Raw genomic sequence first — 19,744 nt, forward strand, 5'->3', positions numbered from 1 at the left:
CTTCTGCCTCTTTTCTACCCCACATGTAATGTAATTTATAATTACTTTTTCTTATACTCTGGACATATAGCCTTACCACGATATATTAAATATACTGATACCACAGGATAATTTTTTCTCTAAACCTATTTTTACCTCTTCTGAAACTTCGGATATAATTTTTGCTTCTCGATTTCCTTCTAAAACATAATTAGCATCATCTTTTTTTACATTAGCATATTTCACATATAAAACTAAATCTGTATTCTTTACCCGTCTATTACCACTATTACTTTTTTCATATGAGGTGTCATATTCTTTTCCAGCATTCTCAAATTGTATAGAAAGTACATCTACATATGTTTTTTCTATGATGGATCTTGCCTCTTCATCTTGCTCTCTCTTACCTATTTTTTTTAAATAGTTAATAGATTTTTCGTCTAGACGCTCACAATGAATATTGTTTCTAATATAGAAATATTGAGAGTCTATCTGACTTAGTTGTTGATAATAGTCCTTTTTACCAACTGTTTGAAAACTTTGAGTGTTTAATATATCATCAGTTCTTTTAAAATCATATAATGAATTTAAGTATTGTCCCAAATAGTACATGTATATATTCTGTAAATTGGCATAGCTTTCTTTTTCCCCGATTCCTTTTTCCATTGCTTTTTTTACATTAAAATCTGATGTAGGATAAATTGAGCTATTCACCGCTTTTATATTTTCCATTGTTTTATCACTCCCGCTATTAACACATCCTGCTAATAATACTAAAACAAATAATACTCCAATAGATTTCATTTTTTTAATCATAAGTAACCACCTGCATTTCAAGACGTTCATATTCATTGGAATCAACACTCACATAATATTTGGTTCCCCATGATGATACAATTAGTCTACCATCATCCGTTTTTCCTGTAACACTCACTGCGTGTCCGCCTTGCATATTTTCGACTACATCACCAGATTTATTTTCAAGAATTACAGGGCTCATTGACAATATAATTTCTTCATCATTATCACTATATTTATCATAATTAGAAATACTAGGCGGAACTCCATTCTTAAACTCAACTTCCATGTCGTGCTTATCTAAATACCTATTGAAACGATACTCCCTTGACTCTTGGGTAGTCCCATATCCGTCTATATCTGAGGCATCCTCATCTTCATCTAATTCATCGTGACTCCAGAACCAAATGCCTTTTTTATTATGATTGTCCTCTGATGCATACAAATCAACAAGTAAATAATTGTAATTTAATGTCTTTTCGCCATTGTCTTTCTTCGTGTACATTGGAAAGCCAAATTCCTTCTCAAACTCTCTCTCTGTACCTCCGTATTGATCTAAAAAACCATTAACTAACGCCACATACCCGCATCCTTCATCATTTAGTTTATCCAAATAATCCTTCATTTCTTTTTCAGTCATGTCTGGAAAATGATTTTTTAATATTTTTTTTATTTCTGTGTCACCATTTTTTAAAGTATAACTTGGAGATCCCTGATTTCCACCGTATTCACCACTTGAAAATACTCCCGAAACTGCATCCGCCCAGTTCATATTCAAATTTAAAATACTAAAACTTCCTGTACTCGCATTAAATCCTTTCCCACTACCAACCTCTCTTAACCCAGTCTCCACAGAAGTCATCAAACTCGCTACTTCCGTGATTAGCGTTGCTGATTTGCCGTCATACGCCATCAACTTATCCAATTTCTCTTGTATCTCCCGCTTCTGATCTTCATAAAATGGCAGAAACGGATTAGCACTTATTCCCGTCCCTACTAATGCTGTTGCAGAGGGCGCAAAACACATGTTACTCTCCTCAATCAAATCGCCCAACTGTCGAATCTGATTTCGTAAGGCGTCTTCCTGCAATGAGTTGCCGTCCACCTCTGCCCGATATTCCTCTGCCAATTGCTTAGCGGCTTTTTGAAGTGCTTCGGCAATCAATATAAAACCATTCGCAAGTGGGACATACGTTGCTTCGAAATACTGCTTCGCGCTGTCGTACGCTTGTCCTTTTAAAGCTGTCTCGGCCGTAAATTGTGTAATCGCTTCTTTGACTTTCTCCATTTCTGAGATTTGCGCTTGGCAAACGTTCCCAATCGCTGTCGCTTGCTCATCTGCGCTCCCTAAAAACATATTCACGCTCATTCGAGTTCCTCCCATGCTCGTTTTCTAGCTCGATATAAGTCGTCTTCTTCTGTTTCGAATGTCCGTATTTGACGACGAACCGCTGCCTGTTTTTCTGCCAAGGTGTCGAAGGTTTGGTGTTCTTGTCTTTGCAACTGCCATTTTCTATCGGCAACGCGATGTGCCATGTCTCCTGTCCGCCAATAATCTTGTAACGTATCAAAAAAACGGGCCTTTCGGTGGACGTGCATCCCCAAAGCTTCTTCTGTACGCTTTAATTGGCGTTGTGTATTTTCTGCTTCATAGCTCACTTCAGACAGACGGTTGATTTGCAGGTTGATTTCGTCTACTTTATCCACTATTTACTCCCCCTTTTGAGCGAGTTGTTGATCCTGTATTTCCATTGCTTGTGCTACTCGTCCAATGTTGGCTGCATCTGTTTGAAATGCCGTACGAAACCGACCGACCATATCCATTTCTTGCTCCGTGATACTATGTAGCTTCGTGTTTCCTTGTAGCGTCGTTTGTGTATCTGTATTTGGGTTTTGTGTGTCGTTCGCATCTGCAACTGCTTGTTGTAAGGTAGCTACTTGGCTCTGTGCTATACTACTATTACTCGCTACTTCTCCACGCATCTGATGTCACCTCTTTTTAACTATTATTAAAAAAGCCACACGTTTCCGCATGGCAATGTAGCGTCCTGTCACGCTTTATTGTAGTCCAAAGTTACGTGATAGGTTTGCATCGTTTTCTTCCACAGCATTCGCTGTTTTAGACAATTGTTGCTCGATTTGATGCATTAGATTGGAGAAGTCCGTTACTTTTGGTTTCAGTTGCTGGAACTGATCATCAAACTTGCGGAAAGCTTCCCCTTCCCATTCTCCACGTAGTTGTTCTTGTAGCTGCTCTAATTCTCTTAAAATTTGTTCAATATCTTGTCCTTTGCGACCATACGTTTTCGAGCGATCTCGTAATTCTGCTGGACTCATTCTAATTTGACCTGACATCCAATCCATCTCCTTTTTTTGTATAAATATGTAACAGGAAAATTATATCATAACCCGGTAGATTTGTATACGCTTTTTTATAATCCACATACACTTTCCTAAAATATAGATGTTTCAGATCTGCCACTGAGTTTTTTGTACAACCTCTAATTTCATTTCTGCTATACGTTTTAATCAAAAGAATACACCCAAACGCTAGATTTTTAAATCTAACATTTTGGGTGTAATACAAACCGAAGCCTTTTAAAGTTGAATATGAATCTTAATTCGCCTTTTTACACCAAAAGGCGATAATTGAACTGAAAACAATCTTGTAAATTAGGGGCAAACCGAAATAAAAGTCGGCGAGACTAGTTGCATCAACTGGTTTCACCGACCTAGTATTATTTTCGCTATTACACCACGATTTTCCCAATATTTTCAAATAAAGATTATCCGATAAAGCGCTGTTTCCAGTTGATTCAAATTTCTCGTTTAGTACTACAAAAATAGCGAACTCATCATTGGATTTACCGCCTTTTTTATAGTAATCCCAATCGTTGTAACCCTTTCAAAACCCCATCATTATCCACGGAATCTGTCACGAAATCGGCCACCGCTTTCACTTCGTCACGTCCATTTTCCATCGCGACTCCAGTCCCAACTTCTTGCAACATTTCAATATCATTGAGACCGTCGCCAAACGCATACGCATCCTCAATTTTAAAATCCAAGCGTTTCAACATTTCACGAATCCCTACTGCTTTTGAACCATTGGCCGGTGCCACATCCATCGACACATCATGCCAGCGCAAGAAACCGTATTCAGGGAAATTCTCTTTATAAAAGGCGTCATGGCTCTCATCCGCAAACAGCAGACATTGATACAACGTCCGGCCTTTATAGAATTCCGCGTCAAGCTCTGGATACCCCTCTTTAAGCGAATTCATGCCCTCGTGCACTTTATGATGATCAGGAATATTCGTACGTAGCGTCTCCTCATTCATAAATACAAGTGGATGATCGCGCTCTTCCGTCACTTCAATCAAACGCTCCATCGACGCCTGCGGTAACGGATTATCAAACACCATTTCCCCTTCAAAAACAACATATTGCCCGTTGAAACTCACGTATGAATTAATATTCAGTTCCTCACATATATCCTTTAATAAAAAAGGAGCCCGTCCAGATGCAATCGCCACGTAAACGCCCTTGTCTTGCAGATCCTTCACTGCTTTTCTAGCTGAATCTGGAATCTCCTTGTTGTCATTTACCAACGTACCATCTACATCAAAAAACACAATTTTCTTCATAGTTCCAATCTCCTCAGACCAAATTTGCGGGAAAAAGTGCACCCATTTACTAATCTCACCATCCAGTATACCAAAAAAAGTACACTAGCGGGCAAAAATAGTATCTTCTATATCAGCCTTTTATAATCACATGCAGTCACTCAAAAACACGATTTTCCAGCTTCCCATCACTTTTTCGAGCAATTTAAGTATATTGTAGTAGCATTTATCGTTTTTTATGGTATATTAGAACTCAAGGATAAAAGTTCGGATCTTGATTTCACAAAGAAGTGACTCGTTGAACCTACCGTGAATTGAAATCATTCTCTGCCCATTTTGTTTAAAATGCGCAGAATAATGGTATTCAATTGGAGTAGGCGAAAAAAACGCAGAATGTCATGTTATATTCTAAAATCGTAGCCAAACAGACACGCGGCTACCATTGTTTCTTTTTGCCCTTTTAACGAGCCTCACCCGTCTTATCCATGAACCTGTTATGTAAATAGATTGCAAATGAGGAGCAATGCTATTTTTACTAATGAATAATAACGAAACATAAAGGAGAGAAAAAAATGATTTTTAAAGTTTATTATCAAGCAACAAAAACGGAAACACCTGTCAGAGAAAAAACACATTCCATCTATGTGGAAGCGAAAGATGTGCCAGAAGTGCGCGTTATTCTAAAAGACCAACCCTTCCATATCGAGCTAATAGAACAATTGAGCGAGGCACACCTACAATACGAAAAACAAAATGAAGATTTCCAACTGTGGGGGCAGTAATACGCTATGAAATTCGTAAAAAATAATGAAACAGCCGTTTTCGCACTTGGTGGTCTAGGCGAAATCGGAAAAAACACTTACGGCGTGCAATTTCAGGACGAAATAATCCTCATCGATGCTGGTATCAAGTTCCCAGAGGACGAACTACTAGGCATTGATTATGTTATTCCTGATTACACGTATTTAATCAAAAACAAAGAAAAAATTAAAGGTTTGTTCATCACGCATGGTCACGAAGATCATATCGGTGGCGTTCCTTACTTGCTTCGAGAACTGAACATCCCCGTTTACGCTGGGAAACTCGCGGCGGCACTTATCCGTAACAAATTAGAAGAACACGGTTTACTGCGCCAAACGAAGATTTATGAGTTTGAGGAAGAGGACGTTTTCAAATTCCGCAAAACAAGTATTTCCTTCTTCGCAACGACGCATAGTATCCCAGATTCCTATGGTATCGTTGTCAAAACGCCATCTGGTAATATCGTGCATACAGGCGATTTCAAATTCGATTTCACACCTGTTGGCGAACCAGCGAACTTAACAAAAATGGCGGAAATCGGCAAAGAAGGCGTTCTATGTCTCCTTTCAGATTCCACCAATGCAGAAGTGCCTAATTTTACAATGAGTGAGCGTATCGTTGGGGAAAGTATCAAAAATATTTTCCGCGATGTTGATGGTCGGATTATTTTCGCTACCTTCGCATCCAACATTTATCGTTTGCAACAAGTTGTTGAATCATCTGTCGCAACTGGTCGTAAAATTGCGGTTTTCGGACGTAGTATGGATTCTGCGATCACGATTGGTATCGAACTTGGCTATATTCAAGCGCCGAAAGATACGTTTATCGAATGGGGTCAATTGAATAAACTACCTGCGAATGAAGTCACGATTCTTTGTACTGGTAGTCAGGGCGAACCAATGGCAGCTCTTTCGCGTATTGCGAATGGTACCCATCGCCAAATTCAAATTCAACCTGGCGATACTGTTGTTTTCTCCTCATCACCAATTCCTGGAAATACGATCAGCGTAAACCGCACGATCAATCTACTTTTCCAAGCTGGTGCAGAAGTTGTTCACGGTAAAGTCAACAACATTCACACATCTGGTCACGGTGGCCAACAAGAACAGAAACTGATGCTTCGTCTAATGAAACCGAAATATTTCATGCCGATTCATGGTGAGTTCCGGATGCAAAAAATGCACGCTCAATCCGCGTTTTACTGTGGCGTTCCACACGAAAATAGCTTCATCATGGAAAACGGAGACGTGCTAGCCCTAACTGCCGATACCGCGCATGTTGCAGGTAAAATCCAAGCAGCAAACGTGTATATCGATGGTAGCGGAATTGGCGATATCGGTAATATCGTATTGCGCGATCGCCGTGTCTTATCCGAAGAAGGTTTAGTGATCGTCGTTGTTTCTATCAGCGCTGCGAAAAATAAAGTCATGGCGGGTCCTGACATCATTTCACGCGGTTTCATCTACATGCGCGAATCCGGCAACCTGATCAATGAGGCACAGGGCTTGTTACGCCGCCATCTCAACAAAGTGATGGACAGCAAAACAACGCAATGGTCTGAGATAAAAAACGAAGTCACAGACACGCTTCAACCATTCTTATACGAAAAAACAAAACGCCGTCCGATGATTTTACCGATCATTATGGAAGTGTAGTATAAACCAAAAACACCAGAACAGTTGCGAGTCTAAACTCCTTAGCTGTTCTGGTGTTTCTTTATGCTGTTTTACGTCTTAAATAATAAACGCCGATTCCAACTAGGACAAGTCCACCAAGCATTGCGCCTGTTTGATCTTGGTCGCCAGTTTGTGGCAAGTTGGTGTTTTTAACTGGAACTACTTCAGATTCGACTTTGCCACCGGTTGCAGGAGGAATAACTGGTTCTGGCGATACTGTTCCACCGTCAACATCTGGTGTTTCTGTGCCCCCATTATTATCCCCAGGAACTTCTTCTCCGCCGCCATTGTCAACTGGATCTGCGGCCATAACTGCTACCGTGAACGCTTTACTATAGCCGTCCGCATCCATTACCGTCACGCCGAACGTATCGCCCTCTTTCAAGTTCTCACCGCTCATATCGATTTCAAAATTACCATCTGCATCCGCTACAACTGGTGCTGCTTTCGCCTTCACCGCTAGCGTATCCACAGTAACCGTTGCACCAGGAACTGTTTTCCCTTTGAACACGGCATCTTTTTCTTTATAAGACACGAAAACCGTGCCCTCCGTGATTGCCTGAATCGCCACATCCTCTTTTTCCTTCGCTATTTCAGCCTCTGTTTTGAATGTTTTACGACCAAGCTCAGGCGTTACAAGTTGGCTTTGTGACTGGATGTAATTAATAAACGTATCCGTGTCAGGATCAATAACATCGACTTGTTTTCCTTTCGTGAAGGCCGAGAATGAATCGCCGCCGCCAAATAAGAAATCATTGATGACAACGCGGTAAGTTGCCGCCGCATCTAGCTTCGTGCCATCTTCCTTCACCACATCCACCACACGTTTTTCGCCAGCATCATTTTTTGTATACGTGTATTTCAAGCCAGATACTTGTAAAAAGTACTTCTCAGATTCGTCGTATTGCTGATCCAACGCTTCGATAATATCTGCGCCAGACAACTCCACCACTTGCAAAATGTTTCCGAATGGCTGTACGGCTTGCGCTGCGCCCCATGTCACGGCAAACGAACCATTCGTGGCAGTTCCAACTAGATCGGAGCGAATTCCCCCGTTATTCGTCATGGCAAAATCAACCGCAATCCCAGCTTGTTTCGCCATTTCGCGTTGACCATCCGTGATTAAATTACCGAGCGGAGATTCGTTATCTGCATTCGTATCACGCGTCATAACTGCACTGTCCATTTGCCCAATTGGCTTACTAATGACTGGATTTACAAGCGCATATGCCTCGTCAATGACACTGCGAACTGCCACATCTGGCGTCACATCTTGTAAATTATATTTGATCTCCGCGCTCGGCGTTGTCTCGAAATCTTTTGTCGTTTTGTTTAGTACGCCAGTTACGTTGGAATACGCTTTCCCATTATTATAACTCTGCACCAAACGAGTATTGCCAACTTTACCGTTCGTATATTGATGATTATGCCCCGCTAAAACAAGGTCCACACTATTGTTTGGCGCAATTTGGTTTACTTTATTGATCATGTCAACCGCAGCGCCAGAAACCGCGCCTTCCCCATTCGTCGGGTTGCCTGGAGTAAGCGCTGGAACGTGCGACAATACAACGATTGCCTTCACACCTTTTGCTTGTAACTCCGCTGAATATTTCGCGATTGTCTCCGCTTCATCCAAGAAGTTGAAATCTTGAATATGATTCGCGAGTACTAAAGACGGAATTTCAGTTGTCACAACGCCAATAAATCCAACATCCACGCCACCCATATTTTTAATCTCGTACGGTTTGAAGCCATACGGAATCGCGCCATCCGACTTATTCACCACATTCGCAACAACAATCGACATATCCGACGCCTCATGATCGTAATTTTGCGTGATTTCATTGAATCCTGTCGTATCCCCACCGTCTAAAATGCGTTTATATTCCGCTAATCCCTCATCAAATTCATGATTTCCAAGCGTTCCAATTTCGAATTTCATCCGATTCAGCACTTTAATCGTTGGCTCATCTTGCAACAATCCAGAAACCGCTGGGCTCGCGCCAACCATATCGCCAGCTTGTACACGCACCGAATTTCCAGCTGTATTATCCGCTAAACCGTTCGCTGTTAAAAACGCCGCCTCTGTGTTGTTCAAGTTTGTCGCCAAGTAGTCCGCCCCACCAATTTTTCCTAGTGGCGAGCTGGAAGGTGTATCGAGCGCCCCGTGAAAGTCATTGACGCCTAATATTTGCACTGGTACAAGATTCGGATCTACCGCAGCCTCGACTGCGCCCCCTTCTCCGCTAAATGCAGTACTCCCAATTCCTACTACCAGCCCAGCAGCCAAAACCACTTTCAAGCCCTTTTTATAAAATTTCTTCACGTTGATAAAAGCCTCCCTTTTTCCATTATGTTCTCCTATGCATCTCTTGTAAGCGTTTTAAACTTTCCCTACTATTGTAGCAAAACAAAACAAGACTTACAACACAATCTCTCCTTAAAAAAACAATAAACAGCGCCCCCTCTGCTTACACTATTACTAGGTAGGCAAGAAAGAAGCGCTGCAACATAATTTAGTTGAGGACAATTCGTTTTATTTCTTTATACTGTGCATCTACACCGATAATTTCTACTTTATCAGTTGGATTTTTGATGAGATAGTTGGTACTTGTGAAGGTAAATCCTCCATCCACGGTCGTTGCTTGTTGAACAATGGTACCATTTACGGCTAGGCGGACTTTGGAAATCGCCGTTCCAAAAGTTCCCATAATTGTTTTATCTCCAAATGTAAACTCTTTCGCTTGTAAAGACGTGTCTGGAGCTTTGCCAGTTACGGTTGCTACGATTCGTTTCACTTCTTTATACTGCGTGTCCACACCAACGATTTCAATTTTATCTGTAGATGATTTAATGAAATTCGAGGCGTTCGCAAAGGTATACGTTCCATCTTCAGACGTCGTTGCTTGCGTTACAACAATACCGTTGACAAATAAACGCACTTTAAAAATAGCTTTACCAAATTGGCCTGTTAACGCCATATCTCCAATATTATATGGATTTTGCGTCAAATTCGTATTGGATTCCGACTGTCCTGTCACAGGTACTTTTATTCTCGCTCGTTCTACATAAGCCGAGTCAACGCCAACAACTTCTACCACATCTGTTGCAGAATGAATAAAGCTGCTCGCGTTATCAAATACATATTCGCCAGCTGCGTTCGTCGTTGCCTGTGTCACAACTTTCCCATTTATCCATAACCGTACTTTTGAAATATGCTTGCCGAACTTGCCTGTTAACGTGCCGCTATCAAGTTTATAAGCATTCACTGCCAAGCTGTAATCCATTTTCTCTGTTACTTTTACAGTGATTTTCTTCGTGATATGATTATCTACTTTCGACGTTATCGTAATAACAGCTTCACCTTTTCCAACAGCATGCCAATTTCCAGACGCGTCAATCGTCATGACACCTTTATTACTTGACTCAAAATTCACGCCTTGATTCGCTGCTGCCGGCAATACTTGCGTCGTCAAAGTCCCCGTGTTCGTCTGCTCCACATTTAACACAGAAGGCCCCTCAATAGATGCTGGGTTTGGCTGTGATAAATCTTTGGGTAGTACATCTTTGTAAGTTTCCATTAGCTCTAAACGCGCTGATTCAGGCAAACCCTTAATTGCCAGTAGTACATCGTCTTTTAGCGTGCTATAGTCACTCGCGAACATCGTTGGGTTATTTCTAATTTGTTTCGCAGCATCATCAATTTTCACCTTCACCCAATCCAAACCGTTTGCTCCAAGCGATGCATCCTGAAGTCCTGAAGCAGTGACTGTAAAAATTATATTCTTATCCATAAATCCAGCATTATTAAATCTTAAGAAGTTTGGCTCTGCATAGAAAATACTTATTTTATAGCCTTCTTTTATTACGACCTTATCCGAAAATAAAGCCTCATTGTCGCCTTTTATCTCTTTATTATAGGTCTCTTTCCCTTTTTCATCGATAACTTGCACTTTCATATATTGACTATTACCGAATAAGAAATTGGGATATGCTTTGTTGATGTTAACTACCATCTGCTCCTTCTCAATATCTACATCCAAATAACCGATTTTCCACTCCGCCAATCCTAGCATGGAGATGTTCACTGGGTTTATCAAATGACTCATTTTTTTAGGTGTATATTTCATCGTTAATGTATTTTCATCATTTTGAACTTTTAAATACCGTTGATCTATACTGTACTTTTGCGAGTTTCCAGTTGGTGCATATACCGTATAAATACCTTTAGGCAGTGATCCTAGATTGATTGTTTCTGATGTAATTTTTACTGTTTTTACGATTTTAGCACCATTCTTGATAACTAGATTGCCCCCACTAATTTGTGAAAAATCATCAATACTTAGTTTAATTGTAGCGTTTCCTGTCAATTTCAATTCTGCCATTTGATCCGTGTCTACTAAAGACAAATATGATTCCAAATTCAATTTCTTTTGTGCATTCTCTAATTCAGAAGCACTAACTAATTCTTTTAATGGGGCAACTGCTTTATAATCCTTATACTCTATATCTTGTTGTAATTTCTCTTCCGTTGTTCCTCGTACAGATTCCAACACCGGTGTAAAGTCAAATCCACTTGTTTCTCCAAAGTATTTAGACATTAAATCCAGCAAATCATAATTCTCTCGTACAAAATTAGGCGTATTAGCTAATTTTCGATATTGCTGATTGAAATTAGTCAAACCTTCGTCCCCACCCTTTCTCATGAATAGAGAGAAGAGTCGTTCTTTATCACTACCTGACCACTTATTTAATGCTTGGTGTTCTAATTGCCAAACTTTATTAAAAGAGGCTTCTCTTGCTTCTTTTTCTCCATTTTTCGTTTGTGTTCCTTTTGCTAAATAGTCAGCTCCATAATATTTTCGTTCATACGATTCTGCATAAATATTATTCCACACTTCGTTAACATCAAATGAAGAACGCTCCATAAAGGCACCTTGATATCCATGCGCAATTTCGTGCAATACCACCCATCCTTTTGTTAGATAAGCAGATATAGAAGACTCGTTTTGACCTGTCTCCAAAACACCGTAATAGGCGTAACCTTCCCCATGAGCGTTTGCCTTTATAAAATATCTATTAGGAATGTTCTTATCTGTTGGATTTACAGGAGAAAAAGAAATCCCTGCTAATTTATTATAAGTCTCAAATATATCACTATAATATGCACACAACTGATCTATAGAAGAGAAATCTGGCATATTTCTCACATATACTTTATCTAGTTTCGGAACCAACATCTGAAAATATTTCGATGTAATCAAGCCAAATTCAGCATTAGTACTATCCCATTTACCAAAAAATTCTGATTCTTTACTACCATCCGTATAAATTGGTAACGGTTTAGAATCCCCCTTTACCCGGTACTCTAGCACTGGTCTAACTTCGCCTCGTGGTGTTCTGATGAATGGAACAGTAACATAATTGCTACTGATTGTTTGCCAAGCTGAAGTGACGTTTTTCTCCTTCTCCGTTTGGCGATCATCATTCAATAATTCTAATACCAAGCTATCTGTAAAAATGGGATTAGTTTGACGAACTTCTAACTCCGTGTTGGCTGGTAAAATGATTCCTAAATCTTGTTTATCTTGTGTAATCCCCTTTGTAAGGCCTGCATTTTGGAACCACGGTGTTTTTTCTAATGAATTTATTTGTTTCGTTTTCAATTCATCGGCATAAATTGGGCGACCAAATCCTACCATAATAATACCTACTAATACGATTAAAAATAATAACGTTTGTTTCTTCTTCATTTCATATTTCTCCTACTTTCCTATCTATTTTTACATAGCTCCCACTGTCAAGCCTATACATTCTATACTAGCATTCTTATTTTGTACAAAAAACCCTAGAATTCCTGTATTTAGATATAATTTGTGACAGTTATATGACGTTTTTAAGTAACGAAGAAAATGACCGGTCAAAAAACAGAGGCTATGGTAACCTCTGCTCTGCTAGCTTATTTTAATTTCAGCTTAAACGTCTTCAATTCATAAGGAAGGATTGGGAATTCCCGTGGGCCTGTCTTCTTATCCGCGATTGGGCGCTCCATCAGATCACATTCCTGCCATGACGTTACTTGAAAATCACTCCCCATCTTCACATGACAACGCCCGCCAGTAAATTCATGTAATCTCACAATAATGGCATCTTCGTCTTCCGCTTTCTACACGGCGTCAACCTGAATTTGCTCACCATCCGTTTTTAACAAGGAACGTTTATCATACGAACCAAGCGCCGCGCGAAGCGGATTGTTTAACGCCCAGGCTTCTTGGACAACATCGCCGCACACAAAATCGCCTTTATGTGGCAACAAAGCGTAAGTAAAATTATAGGCTAACGTCATTAATTCCGGATGGCTCACATAAGCTTTAAGCTGATCTGGAAAAAAGAAATGAAATTAGACGCGTAAAAGCATTCCAGTTAAAAATAAAAGCGGGGCTAATAGTAATGATATTCCCGATACCCATTTACCTGGGAAATCACTCTGACTGACTTTCGTCTCCATAAAAAATCTCCTTATTATATCTATTTCAGCGCATCCACAAACCGTTCCGTAATCAACTGCGGCCTCGTAATCGCCCCACCAACCACAATCGCAAAAACACCAATCTCTTGAATATGTTTCGCGATTTCCGGCGTCAATACATTCCCTTCCGCAATCACCCGCGCCACCTTAACCTCACGCACAATATGACGCAAAAGCGCATAATCATCATCCGCAATTTTCTTCCCACTCGTCTCATCCGTGTAGCCAAATAAAGTCGGCGCCACAAAATCGAATCCCAATTTTTCCGCAGCAATCGCCTCCTCAACGGTCGCCACATCCGCCATAAAAAGCTGTTCCGGATACTTACGTCTAATTTCAGGAAATAAATCCGCAATGACCGTCCCATCAGGTCGAACCCGATCCGTCCCGTCCATCGCAACAATCTCCGCACCTGTCGCTACAATTTCATCCACTTCTCGCATCGTCGGCGTAATAAAGACCGGACACACGCCATAGTTCTTCTTATAAATCCCAATAACCGGCAAGTCCACTTCCGCTTTAATCGCCTCGATGTCCATCGCCGTATTCGCCCGAATCCCGACTGCCCCGCCAACTTTAGCAGCAAGTGCCATTTTAGCCATAATAGACGGACTATGTAACGGCTCTTCCTCCAGCGCTTGGCACGAAACAATCAGTCCCCGAGCCATTTTTGATACCTTTTCTTCCTCTTTCATGGCAAAATTCCTCCCATTTTATCATTAAATTCTAATTTGATTTATAGCCCTTAGAATGATAACATTGTGATAGTGTTAATTTTAACAATAATGTAGCATTTATACCACTTACAGAACTTTTTTTATAAATAAGACGTGTCAAAACACAGAAAGATAGGACTAAATATGGATACAATTCGCTTTCAACCTTTTGAGAAAAAGCCATCCAGACTTATGCACCGACTTCAGATCTCCTTTGTTATCCTACTTGGCATCAGCTTCACTCTCGGTGCTTTTGCAATTCACTATTACAATGGTATACAGCAGACTTTAAACGGTATTCATGTGCCACTCTCCAAGGATAAGACCTCTACTAGTACGCTAACAGACGGCCACGCTTTTTCTATCCTAATGATTGGAACCGACGCCCGTGCTGGTGAGAAAACCGGTCGCTCTGACTCCATGATTCTTGCAACGATTAACAAAGAAAAGAACTCCGTCAAGATGCTTAGTATTCCTCGCGATACGAAAGTGACTTATGATGACGGCGATATTGGAAAAATAAATGGTAGCTATTCAAAAGGCGGCGCAGAAGGTACTGTAAACGCCGTAGAAAAGCTTATGAACGTTCCAATCGATTATTACGTTACTATCAACATGAAAGGTTTCAGTGACCTCGTATCAGCTGTGGGCGGTGTCCGTGTCACAAATGATATCAATCTAACCGAAGTCAACAAACGCTTTGTGAAAGGCAAAATTGACTTAAATGGAAAAGAAGCTTTGCAATATGTTCGAATTCGCCATGAAGATCCCCGCGGAGATTTCGGCCGTCAAGATCGCCAACGCGACGTTATCATGGGAATCAGTAACGAGCTTGCCGGCACTGCTTCTATCACACATTTCAATAAACTCCTAAAAGCAGTAGGCGATAATTTTACTACAAATCTCACAATGGATGACACCGTTGAAATTGCCACCAATTACTCTAGCGTTCGCAATAATGTCGATACGCTCAAAATGGAAGGCGACGGCGTTTCGATTTACAGTGAAGCGTACGGTTTCAATCTGTATTACTACGAACCCGATGCTGCATCTAAAGCCGCTGCAACGAAAGCTTTCCGAAAACACTTAGGTTTAGAATAACCAAACACAAATTAAAATAAGGTTCTCATCTAAATCGCGGAGGGGAACCTTATTTATTTTTATCCACCTTTGCTTGTCTTCTCTCTCTCCTCATAACAAGCAACACTTGGAAAATCACATAGAATAATACGCCATAAATTCCGCTTCCTAAAAAATCACCATTTACCGCGTACTCTATCAAAATTCCCAATACACTACCTACAGTAACTGCGATCACGATCCCCCAATAAGGATGATTATTATAAAAAAGATCCCATTTTCTATACAAAGCCTCACCTCCGTTAGCACTATCTAACGATTTACTATGATACAAACTACTATCTATCACTATACCACAATTAGAGAATGGGCTACGTAGTCATTTGATAAGCAATCGTTTTTTTCCTACTTTTATGAAATCAAAAACGCATCGGCCTACAACCATTTTCTATCATAGCTAGCGATAGGGAAATAGATTGTAGATCGATGCGTTTTCGAAATTTTATGAGCTAAGGGGAATCATCAGCTTGGTGTGTCTGACAATGTCCATGTCAATGATGTTGTATATGCTGAATCAGAATATTTCGCGCTTTTACCAGGTACATTCAATGTAACGGCATCGGCAGCTTCTGTATTATCTGCGCCAAAATTGTCTACCCAATGACCCATACCTTGATCAGCTTCTGCGTTCATGACCATAGCAGCAGTTCCAGCAGGATCTAATGTAATCGTAGTTGCCACGGTTGGGGCTGGAATATCCGAATCGCTTCTCGTCACAGCTGTAGCTTTCGTAATCGTTATTGCCGCGCCATCGAGCGTACGACTTGAGCCATCTGTTAGTTGCCCGTTTTCAGCTACGGTTAGCTGCCAGCCAGCGTTATTCCCGCGGTTATCTGATACTTGAACATTATTAGGCACATCTACCTGAGAACCACCAACTGTCATTTGATCCAGTTTTGCCGTATATGTTTTTGTTTCCCCAGAAATCGTTTGTGTACCAAAATCAAAGGAAGAAGCGTAATCAATACTTAATGGGCCGCCTGTTCCTGGGTCTGTTGAATCTGGATCAACCGGCGTATCCGGATTTAGTGGATCAACTGGATCATTGTTATCAGAGCTGTCTTGCGCTTTAAATAGGACAGATCCTGTGGAATCAAGCGTACCGATTTCTGCAGCTTTTGCGATTGGGGCATTTGGGGCGATAAGAGATGCGGCGAATGCGGTTGTTACTGCGACTGTTGCTAAAATTGCTTTTTTATTTACGTTCAAAATAGTAGTCTCCTTCAAAGTGTGCCGATTTGATGTTGCTATCAGCTTTTTCACTGTCTTAATTATTTGCCAAGGCTTGATGGATTAGATAACTTGTGAAAGCTCTCTGTGCCTCACATCCTTTCATGGGCGTTTTATTCTATGGCGCATCACTCAATGTCCATGTAATGCTCGTCTGATAATGACTATCCGCTTTCACACCGGTAGGATTTATTTTCATATGAATCCCTTCATCAGCTGCATACTGAATGGTCGTAATGTCATCAGAATTCGACGTACCTTCCCCGATAACGAACGCTTGATTGTCCATTATACGTGTTTCTACACCATCTTTCGTGTAAATCAAAGCATCATATAGTTTTTTATTACTAGGATTATTCACGTCGACAAAAGGCCCATTTACCGTTCCTGTCACTTGCCACTTCTCACCATTATTCCGCGTATCCTTGATTTGCAACTTCCAATCTGGATTTTGACGTGGAATATCTACTTCACCACTAGTAATTTCAGTCGTTTCAAAAACTAAATCCTCTGGTGCTTCATTGAATTCAAAAACAGGATTGTCCTGCACTGTAATCGTACGGATCAATGTTGTCGTATTGCCATCACTATCGGTCACTGTATACGTTAGTTCATAATCACCTAGTTGACTTGTATCTACAGAACCGTCAATCATTAATTGACTTGTCAAATCACCATCTTCTTTATCCGTCGCTTTAACGCCTGCAAGAGGATCAAAGCTATCCCCTTTTTGAATCGCTACTTTTGTTGTAGCCCTAATGACCGGTTTTTCTGCAACAGTAACGATACGTCTAAACGAAGCAGTATTCCCGTCAGAATCCGTTACATCATAGGTCAGTTCATATGTGCCCGACTTGCTTGTATCCACGCTACCTGCCACGTTCACATTTGTTGTTATATCCCCATCTTCCACATCAGTCGCTTGAATAGTACTCATCGGGTCAAAAGAGGCATCAGGCTGAATCATCGTTTCCAGTTCGCCTGTAATTACTGGTATGTGATTATCTAAAATAGTTATAGAACTATCGGCCGCATTTGCATTATAGACATCCGTATCGAAGTTCTCATCGTTATACGTCACACTTGTAATTGGTGCTGCCGTGTCCGTTATTTCTATCCCTTTAAGAGGTATTTGAATCATTGCAGAGGCATCTTTTTTAAGGCCCGAGATCGCAAATGTAAGTTCACCTGTTGTAGCATTGTATTGTTCATTTGTAATCGAAGTGTCACTAGAAGAAAGCGTTCCAGGACTGTAGCTCAACTCAGGGGGAATTTTAACAGTAAAGGTATTGTTTACAGCAGTCATACCACCAACATTCGCCACTTGCAATTGGTAGTTTGTAGTATTACGTACTTTCATATCCGCCGTAGAAAAACTACCTTCTACATCTAAGATAGATTGTGTGGCAAATTGAATATTATCCAGTAAATTTCCGACACCATCGCCGCCTGCCGACGAAATGGAATCAAATTGAAAACGTGTTACAGTCTGTCCCTCAGGAATCGTATACACACCTGTGTGAAGGCCCCATTGGCTATTTCCGTCAGTCATTCTAGTCTGTTCAACCATTGCTCCACCAGGTGCCCCAAATGTGACAGAAGCTGTATCTGTTCCTTTTCTTCCTCTATGATATACTTGCCAACGAACGTTTAAACCGGGAGTTGTTGGTATATCTTGATACAAAGAGGCAACCTCATCTGCATTTAACTCAGCATACTGTTTTCCAGAAATAGCCGTTATACCTTGAACATTTCTTTGCAACTCAATTCTTCCGTCACTCGCCGTTGTATTCCATCCTGGTACACTTGCTTGATCAAAGACTTTGTAAGTAGCACTGAATTGAGGGTTTTCAAAATCACCATTCGTTATCGAAATAACATCAGTTGTTTCCTGTAATACTTGTTTCTTTTCCGTACTAGTTGCAGCTGTCACATGCTGCACGTTCCATGGATTTATAACTAAAGATGACGTTATAAGTCCGCCTATTAAGAAGACAGTTGGGATACTACGCCATGTTCTTTTAAAATTTTTACGCATTGGTCACCCTCACCTCCACTTGAATTAATCGATACTAAAAATATACCAAACAGGGAGTTTACGAGTTGTATATTTGTAACAGTATTTCATTCAAAAAACGACAAAATCGTGACTTTTTTATTTTTGAGCACAAAGAAAAACCCCATGACAAATGCCATAAGGTTACCTCAAGTTAATTTAGTTCGTTGTCCCGTCTTGCTGTTCTACACTTTTATTATCCTCTTGATTTGAAATATATTTATCCAAATACTGCTTCAGCTCTGCACCATCAAGCTCATTCAAGTCTGGAATTTGGTCGATATCTAGCGTGACGTCCTCCAACCCGTAGTCAGCTAAACTATCTTGAACACTCGCTACATCGCTTTTAGACATGTAATCTCCTGATATCGTTACGACTAATTTTTGCGTCTCATCATTGTAATCCTGATCAAGCACCACATCATCAGGAAACTCTTCCTTCACAAATTGATTAATAGCCGATGTCCGAATACTTTCCTCCACTAATGTTGCCGCTGAAAAAATACTTGGAACAACAACCAACAACGATAAAATAATCAGAATTACATTCAGTCTTCGGTTCTCTTTACTACTTTTTCTCGTATGCAAAGGAAAACGCATGAAGCGAACACCGATAAACGTCGCAATCATAATAAAAGCACTATTAATAATAAATAAATACGAAGCTCCTACAAAATAAGAAAATTGCAACGTAGCTATCGAATAACCGACCGTACAAAGTGGTGGCATTAGCGCTGTAGCAATCGCAACACCAGGCACAATATTCGTACTCGTTTTCTTTCTAGCGCCAATGATTCCTGCAACGCCCCCTGTAAATGCGATGACAACGTCCCAAATCGTCGGAGAAGTCCTAGCAATAAGCTCGCTGCTCGCATATGTAATCGGCGAAATTGAAAAATAAAGCGTAGCAACCACTAAACTGACGACAACCTCCACAAATAACAATAAAGCCGCCTTCTTTACAATTTGAAAATCAAAGACAGAGAGCCCGTACCCAATCCCTAAAATCGGTGTCATCAACGGCGAAATTAACATCGCACCAATGATGACGGGAATCGAATTCATGTTCAATCCAATCGAAGCAATTAATATCGCGCACATCAGAATCATCGAATCACTTGTCTTAATTACTAAATCTGATAGAACTTTCTGTCTAAACTCTGCTGCATTATAATTTGTTGCATCCATATATT

17 protein-coding genes and 1 pseudogene are annotated in these 19,744 nt (G+C 40.5%); 3 read left to right on the forward strand and 15 right to left on the reverse strand.

Features of this window, described 5'->3' with window-relative positions; genetic code table 11:
* Positions 1-72: 72 nt before the first annotated feature.
* The 6 genes from HCJ66_RS10275 to HCJ66_RS10300 all read right to left on the reverse strand — a co-directional run bounded on the left by HCJ66_RS10275 (position 73) and on the right by HCJ66_RS10300 (position 4,424).
* Complete coding sequence (locus HCJ66_RS10275) at positions 73-795, reverse strand: hypothetical protein (RefSeq protein ID WP_187133041.1); 723 nt, start codon at positions 793-795, stop codon at positions 73-75.
* On the reverse strand, positions 788-2,146 hold the full coding sequence (locus tag HCJ66_RS10280) for a T7SS effector LXG polymorphic toxin (protein ID WP_187133042.1): 1,359 nt from the start codon (positions 2,144-2,146) through the stop codon (positions 788-790). Before HCJ66_RS10280 ends, HCJ66_RS10275 begins: the two co-directional genes overlap by 8 nt.
* On the reverse strand, positions 2,143-2,484 hold the full coding sequence (locus tag HCJ66_RS10285) for a DUF3958 family protein (protein ID WP_187133043.1): 342 nt from the start codon (positions 2,482-2,484) through the stop codon (positions 2,143-2,145). Before HCJ66_RS10285 ends, HCJ66_RS10280 begins: the two co-directional genes overlap by 4 nt.
* A gap of 3 nt (positions 2,485-2,487) precedes the next feature.
* Positions 2,488-2,760 carry a TIGR04197 family type VII secretion effector gene (locus HCJ66_RS10290; RefSeq protein ID WP_187133044.1) on the reverse strand — a complete coding sequence of 91 codons (273 nt, stop codon included), beginning with the start codon at positions 2,758-2,760 and terminating at the stop codon, positions 2,488-2,490.
* Positions 2,761-2,835: 75 nt separating this feature from the next.
* Entirely contained in the window at positions 2,836-3,132 is a 297-nt protein-coding gene (locus HCJ66_RS10295; RefSeq protein WP_187133045.1) for a WXG100 family type VII secretion target, read from the reverse strand.
* Between the two features lie 521 nt (positions 3,133-3,653).
* Entirely contained in the window at positions 3,654-4,424 is a 771-nt protein-coding gene (locus HCJ66_RS10300) for a Cof-type HAD-IIB family hydrolase (RefSeq protein WP_187133046.1), read from the reverse strand.
* A gap of 551 nt (positions 4,425-4,975) precedes the next feature.
* Here HCJ66_RS10300 and HCJ66_RS10305 point away from each other — a divergent pair.
* Positions 4,976-5,185 carry a DNA-dependent RNA polymerase subunit epsilon gene (locus HCJ66_RS10305; protein ID WP_187133047.1) on the forward strand — a complete coding sequence of 70 codons (210 nt, stop codon included), beginning with the start codon at positions 4,976-4,978 and terminating at the stop codon, positions 5,183-5,185.
* 6 nt (positions 5,186-5,191) lie between these two features.
* On the forward strand, positions 5,192-6,859 hold the full coding sequence (rnjA, locus tag HCJ66_RS10310; protein WP_181677258.1) for a ribonuclease J1: 1,668 nt from the start codon (positions 5,192-5,194) through the stop codon (positions 6,857-6,859).
* A gap of 61 nt (positions 6,860-6,920) precedes the next feature.
* Here rnjA and HCJ66_RS10315 read toward each other — a convergent pair whose 3' ends face one another.
* From HCJ66_RS10315 to HCJ66_RS10335, 5 genes and pseudogenes are all read right to left on the reverse strand, one after another.
* The gene (locus HCJ66_RS10315; RefSeq protein WP_343068991.1) at positions 6,921-9,206 is read right to left on the reverse strand and encodes a 5'-nucleotidase C-terminal domain-containing protein; all 2,286 of its coding nucleotides are present in this window, start codon (positions 9,204-9,206) and stop codon (positions 6,921-6,923) included.
* Between the two features lie 190 nt (positions 9,207-9,396).
* The gene (locus HCJ66_RS10320; protein WP_187133048.1) at positions 9,397-12,633 is read right to left on the reverse strand and encodes an immunoglobulin-like domain-containing protein; all 3,237 of its coding nucleotides are present in this window, start codon (positions 12,631-12,633) and stop codon (positions 9,397-9,399) included.
* 206 nt (positions 12,634-12,839) lie between these two features.
* A pseudogene (locus tag HCJ66_RS10325) lies at positions 12,840-13,034 on the reverse strand (glycosyl hydrolase-related protein); the annotation flags it as partial.
* Positions 13,035-13,046: 12 nt separating this feature from the next.
* The gene (locus HCJ66_RS10330) at positions 13,047-13,226 is read right to left on the reverse strand and encodes a hypothetical protein (RefSeq protein WP_187133050.1); all 180 of its coding nucleotides are present in this window, start codon (positions 13,224-13,226) and stop codon (positions 13,047-13,049) included.
* Between the two features lie 182 nt (positions 13,227-13,408).
* A complete protein-coding gene (locus HCJ66_RS10335) occupies positions 13,409-14,104 on the reverse strand; it encodes an N-acetylmannosamine-6-phosphate 2-epimerase (protein WP_187133051.1) in 696 nt (231 codons plus the stop codon).
* A gap of 165 nt (positions 14,105-14,269) precedes the next feature.
* On the opposite strand from HCJ66_RS10335, the gene HCJ66_RS10340 reads away from it, so the two are divergent.
* A complete protein-coding gene (locus tag HCJ66_RS10340) occupies positions 14,270-15,226 on the forward strand; it encodes an LCP family glycopolymer transferase (protein ID WP_187133052.1) in 957 nt (318 codons plus the stop codon).
* A 49-nt stretch (positions 15,227-15,275) separates the two neighbouring features.
* Here the strand turns inward: HCJ66_RS10340 and HCJ66_RS10345 are convergent, their stop codons facing one another.
* From HCJ66_RS10345 to HCJ66_RS10360, 4 genes are all read right to left on the reverse strand, one after another.
* Positions 15,276-15,494: a hypothetical protein gene (locus tag HCJ66_RS10345; protein WP_187133053.1), complete on the reverse strand. Its 219-nt coding sequence runs from the start codon at positions 15,492-15,494 to the stop codon at positions 15,276-15,278.
* 233 nt (positions 15,495-15,727) lie between these two features.
* Positions 15,728-16,474, reverse strand: coding sequence for a WxL domain-containing protein (locus HCJ66_RS10350; RefSeq protein ID WP_187133054.1), 747 nt, complete (start codon positions 16,472-16,474; stop codon positions 15,728-15,730).
* A 139-nt stretch (positions 16,475-16,613) separates the two neighbouring features.
* Positions 16,614-18,533 (reverse strand): immunoglobulin-like domain-containing protein, encoded by a 1,920-nt coding sequence (locus HCJ66_RS10355; RefSeq protein ID WP_187133055.1) that lies wholly within the window; start codon positions 18,531-18,533, stop codon positions 16,614-16,616.
* 177 nt (positions 18,534-18,710) lie between these two features.
* Complete coding sequence (locus tag HCJ66_RS10360) at positions 18,711-19,739, reverse strand: DUF389 domain-containing protein (protein WP_187133056.1); 1,029 nt, start codon at positions 19,737-19,739, stop codon at positions 18,711-18,713.
* Between the last annotated feature and the right edge of the window lie 5 nt (positions 19,740-19,744).

This window comes from Paenilisteria portnoyi (genome assembly GCF_014322795.1).
Lineage (GTDB): Bacteria > Bacillota > Bacilli > Lactobacillales > Listeriaceae > Listeria_A > Listeria_A portnoyi.

What these genes read in the sequence shown, in the direction of transcription:
- HCJ66_RS10360 (WP_187133056.1), bottom strand. Translation starts at nt 19,739, where the DNA reads ATGGATGCAACAAATTATAATGCAGCAGAGTTTAGACAGAAAGTTCTA.
- HCJ66_RS10320 (WP_187133048.1), bottom strand. Translation starts at nt 12,633, where the DNA reads ATGAAGAAGAAACAAACGTTATTATTTTTAATCGTATTAGTAGGTATT.
- rnjA (WP_181677258.1), top strand. Translation starts at nt 5,192, where the DNA reads ATGAAATTCGTAAAAAATAATGAAACAGCCGTTTTCGCACTTGGTGGT.
- HCJ66_RS10290 (WP_187133044.1), bottom strand. Translation starts at nt 2,760, where the DNA reads ATGCGTGGAGAAGTAGCGAGTAATAGTAGTATAGCACAGAGCCAAGTA.
- HCJ66_RS10280 (WP_187133042.1), bottom strand. Translation starts at nt 2,146, where the DNA reads ATGAGCGTGAATATGTTTTTAGGGAGCGCAGATGAGCAAGCGACAGCG.
- HCJ66_RS10300 (WP_187133046.1), bottom strand. Translation starts at nt 4,424, where the DNA reads ATGAAGAAAATTGTGTTTTTTGATGTAGATGGTACGTTGGTAAATGAC.
- HCJ66_RS10340 (WP_187133052.1), top strand. Translation starts at nt 14,270, where the DNA reads ATGGATACAATTCGCTTTCAACCTTTTGAGAAAAAGCCATCCAGACTT.
- HCJ66_RS10275 (WP_187133041.1), bottom strand. Translation starts at nt 795, where the DNA reads ATGATTAAAAAAATGAAATCTATTGGAGTATTATTTGTTTTAGTATTA.
- HCJ66_RS10355 (WP_187133055.1), bottom strand. Translation starts at nt 18,533, where the DNA reads ATGCGTAAAAATTTTAAAAGAACATGGCGTAGTATCCCAACTGTCTTC.
- HCJ66_RS10305 (WP_187133047.1), top strand. Translation starts at nt 4,976, where the DNA reads ATGATTTTTAAAGTTTATTATCAAGCAACAAAAACGGAAACACCTGTC.
- HCJ66_RS10295 (WP_187133045.1), bottom strand. Translation starts at nt 3,132, where the DNA reads ATGTCAGGTCAAATTAGAATGAGTCCAGCAGAATTACGAGATCGCTCG.
- HCJ66_RS10335 (WP_187133051.1), bottom strand. Translation starts at nt 14,104, where the DNA reads ATGAAAGAGGAAGAAAAGGTATCAAAAATGGCTCGGGGACTGATTGTT.
- HCJ66_RS10330 (WP_187133050.1), bottom strand. Translation starts at nt 13,226, where the DNA reads ATGACGTTAGCCTATAATTTTACTTACGCTTTGTTGCCACATAAAGGC.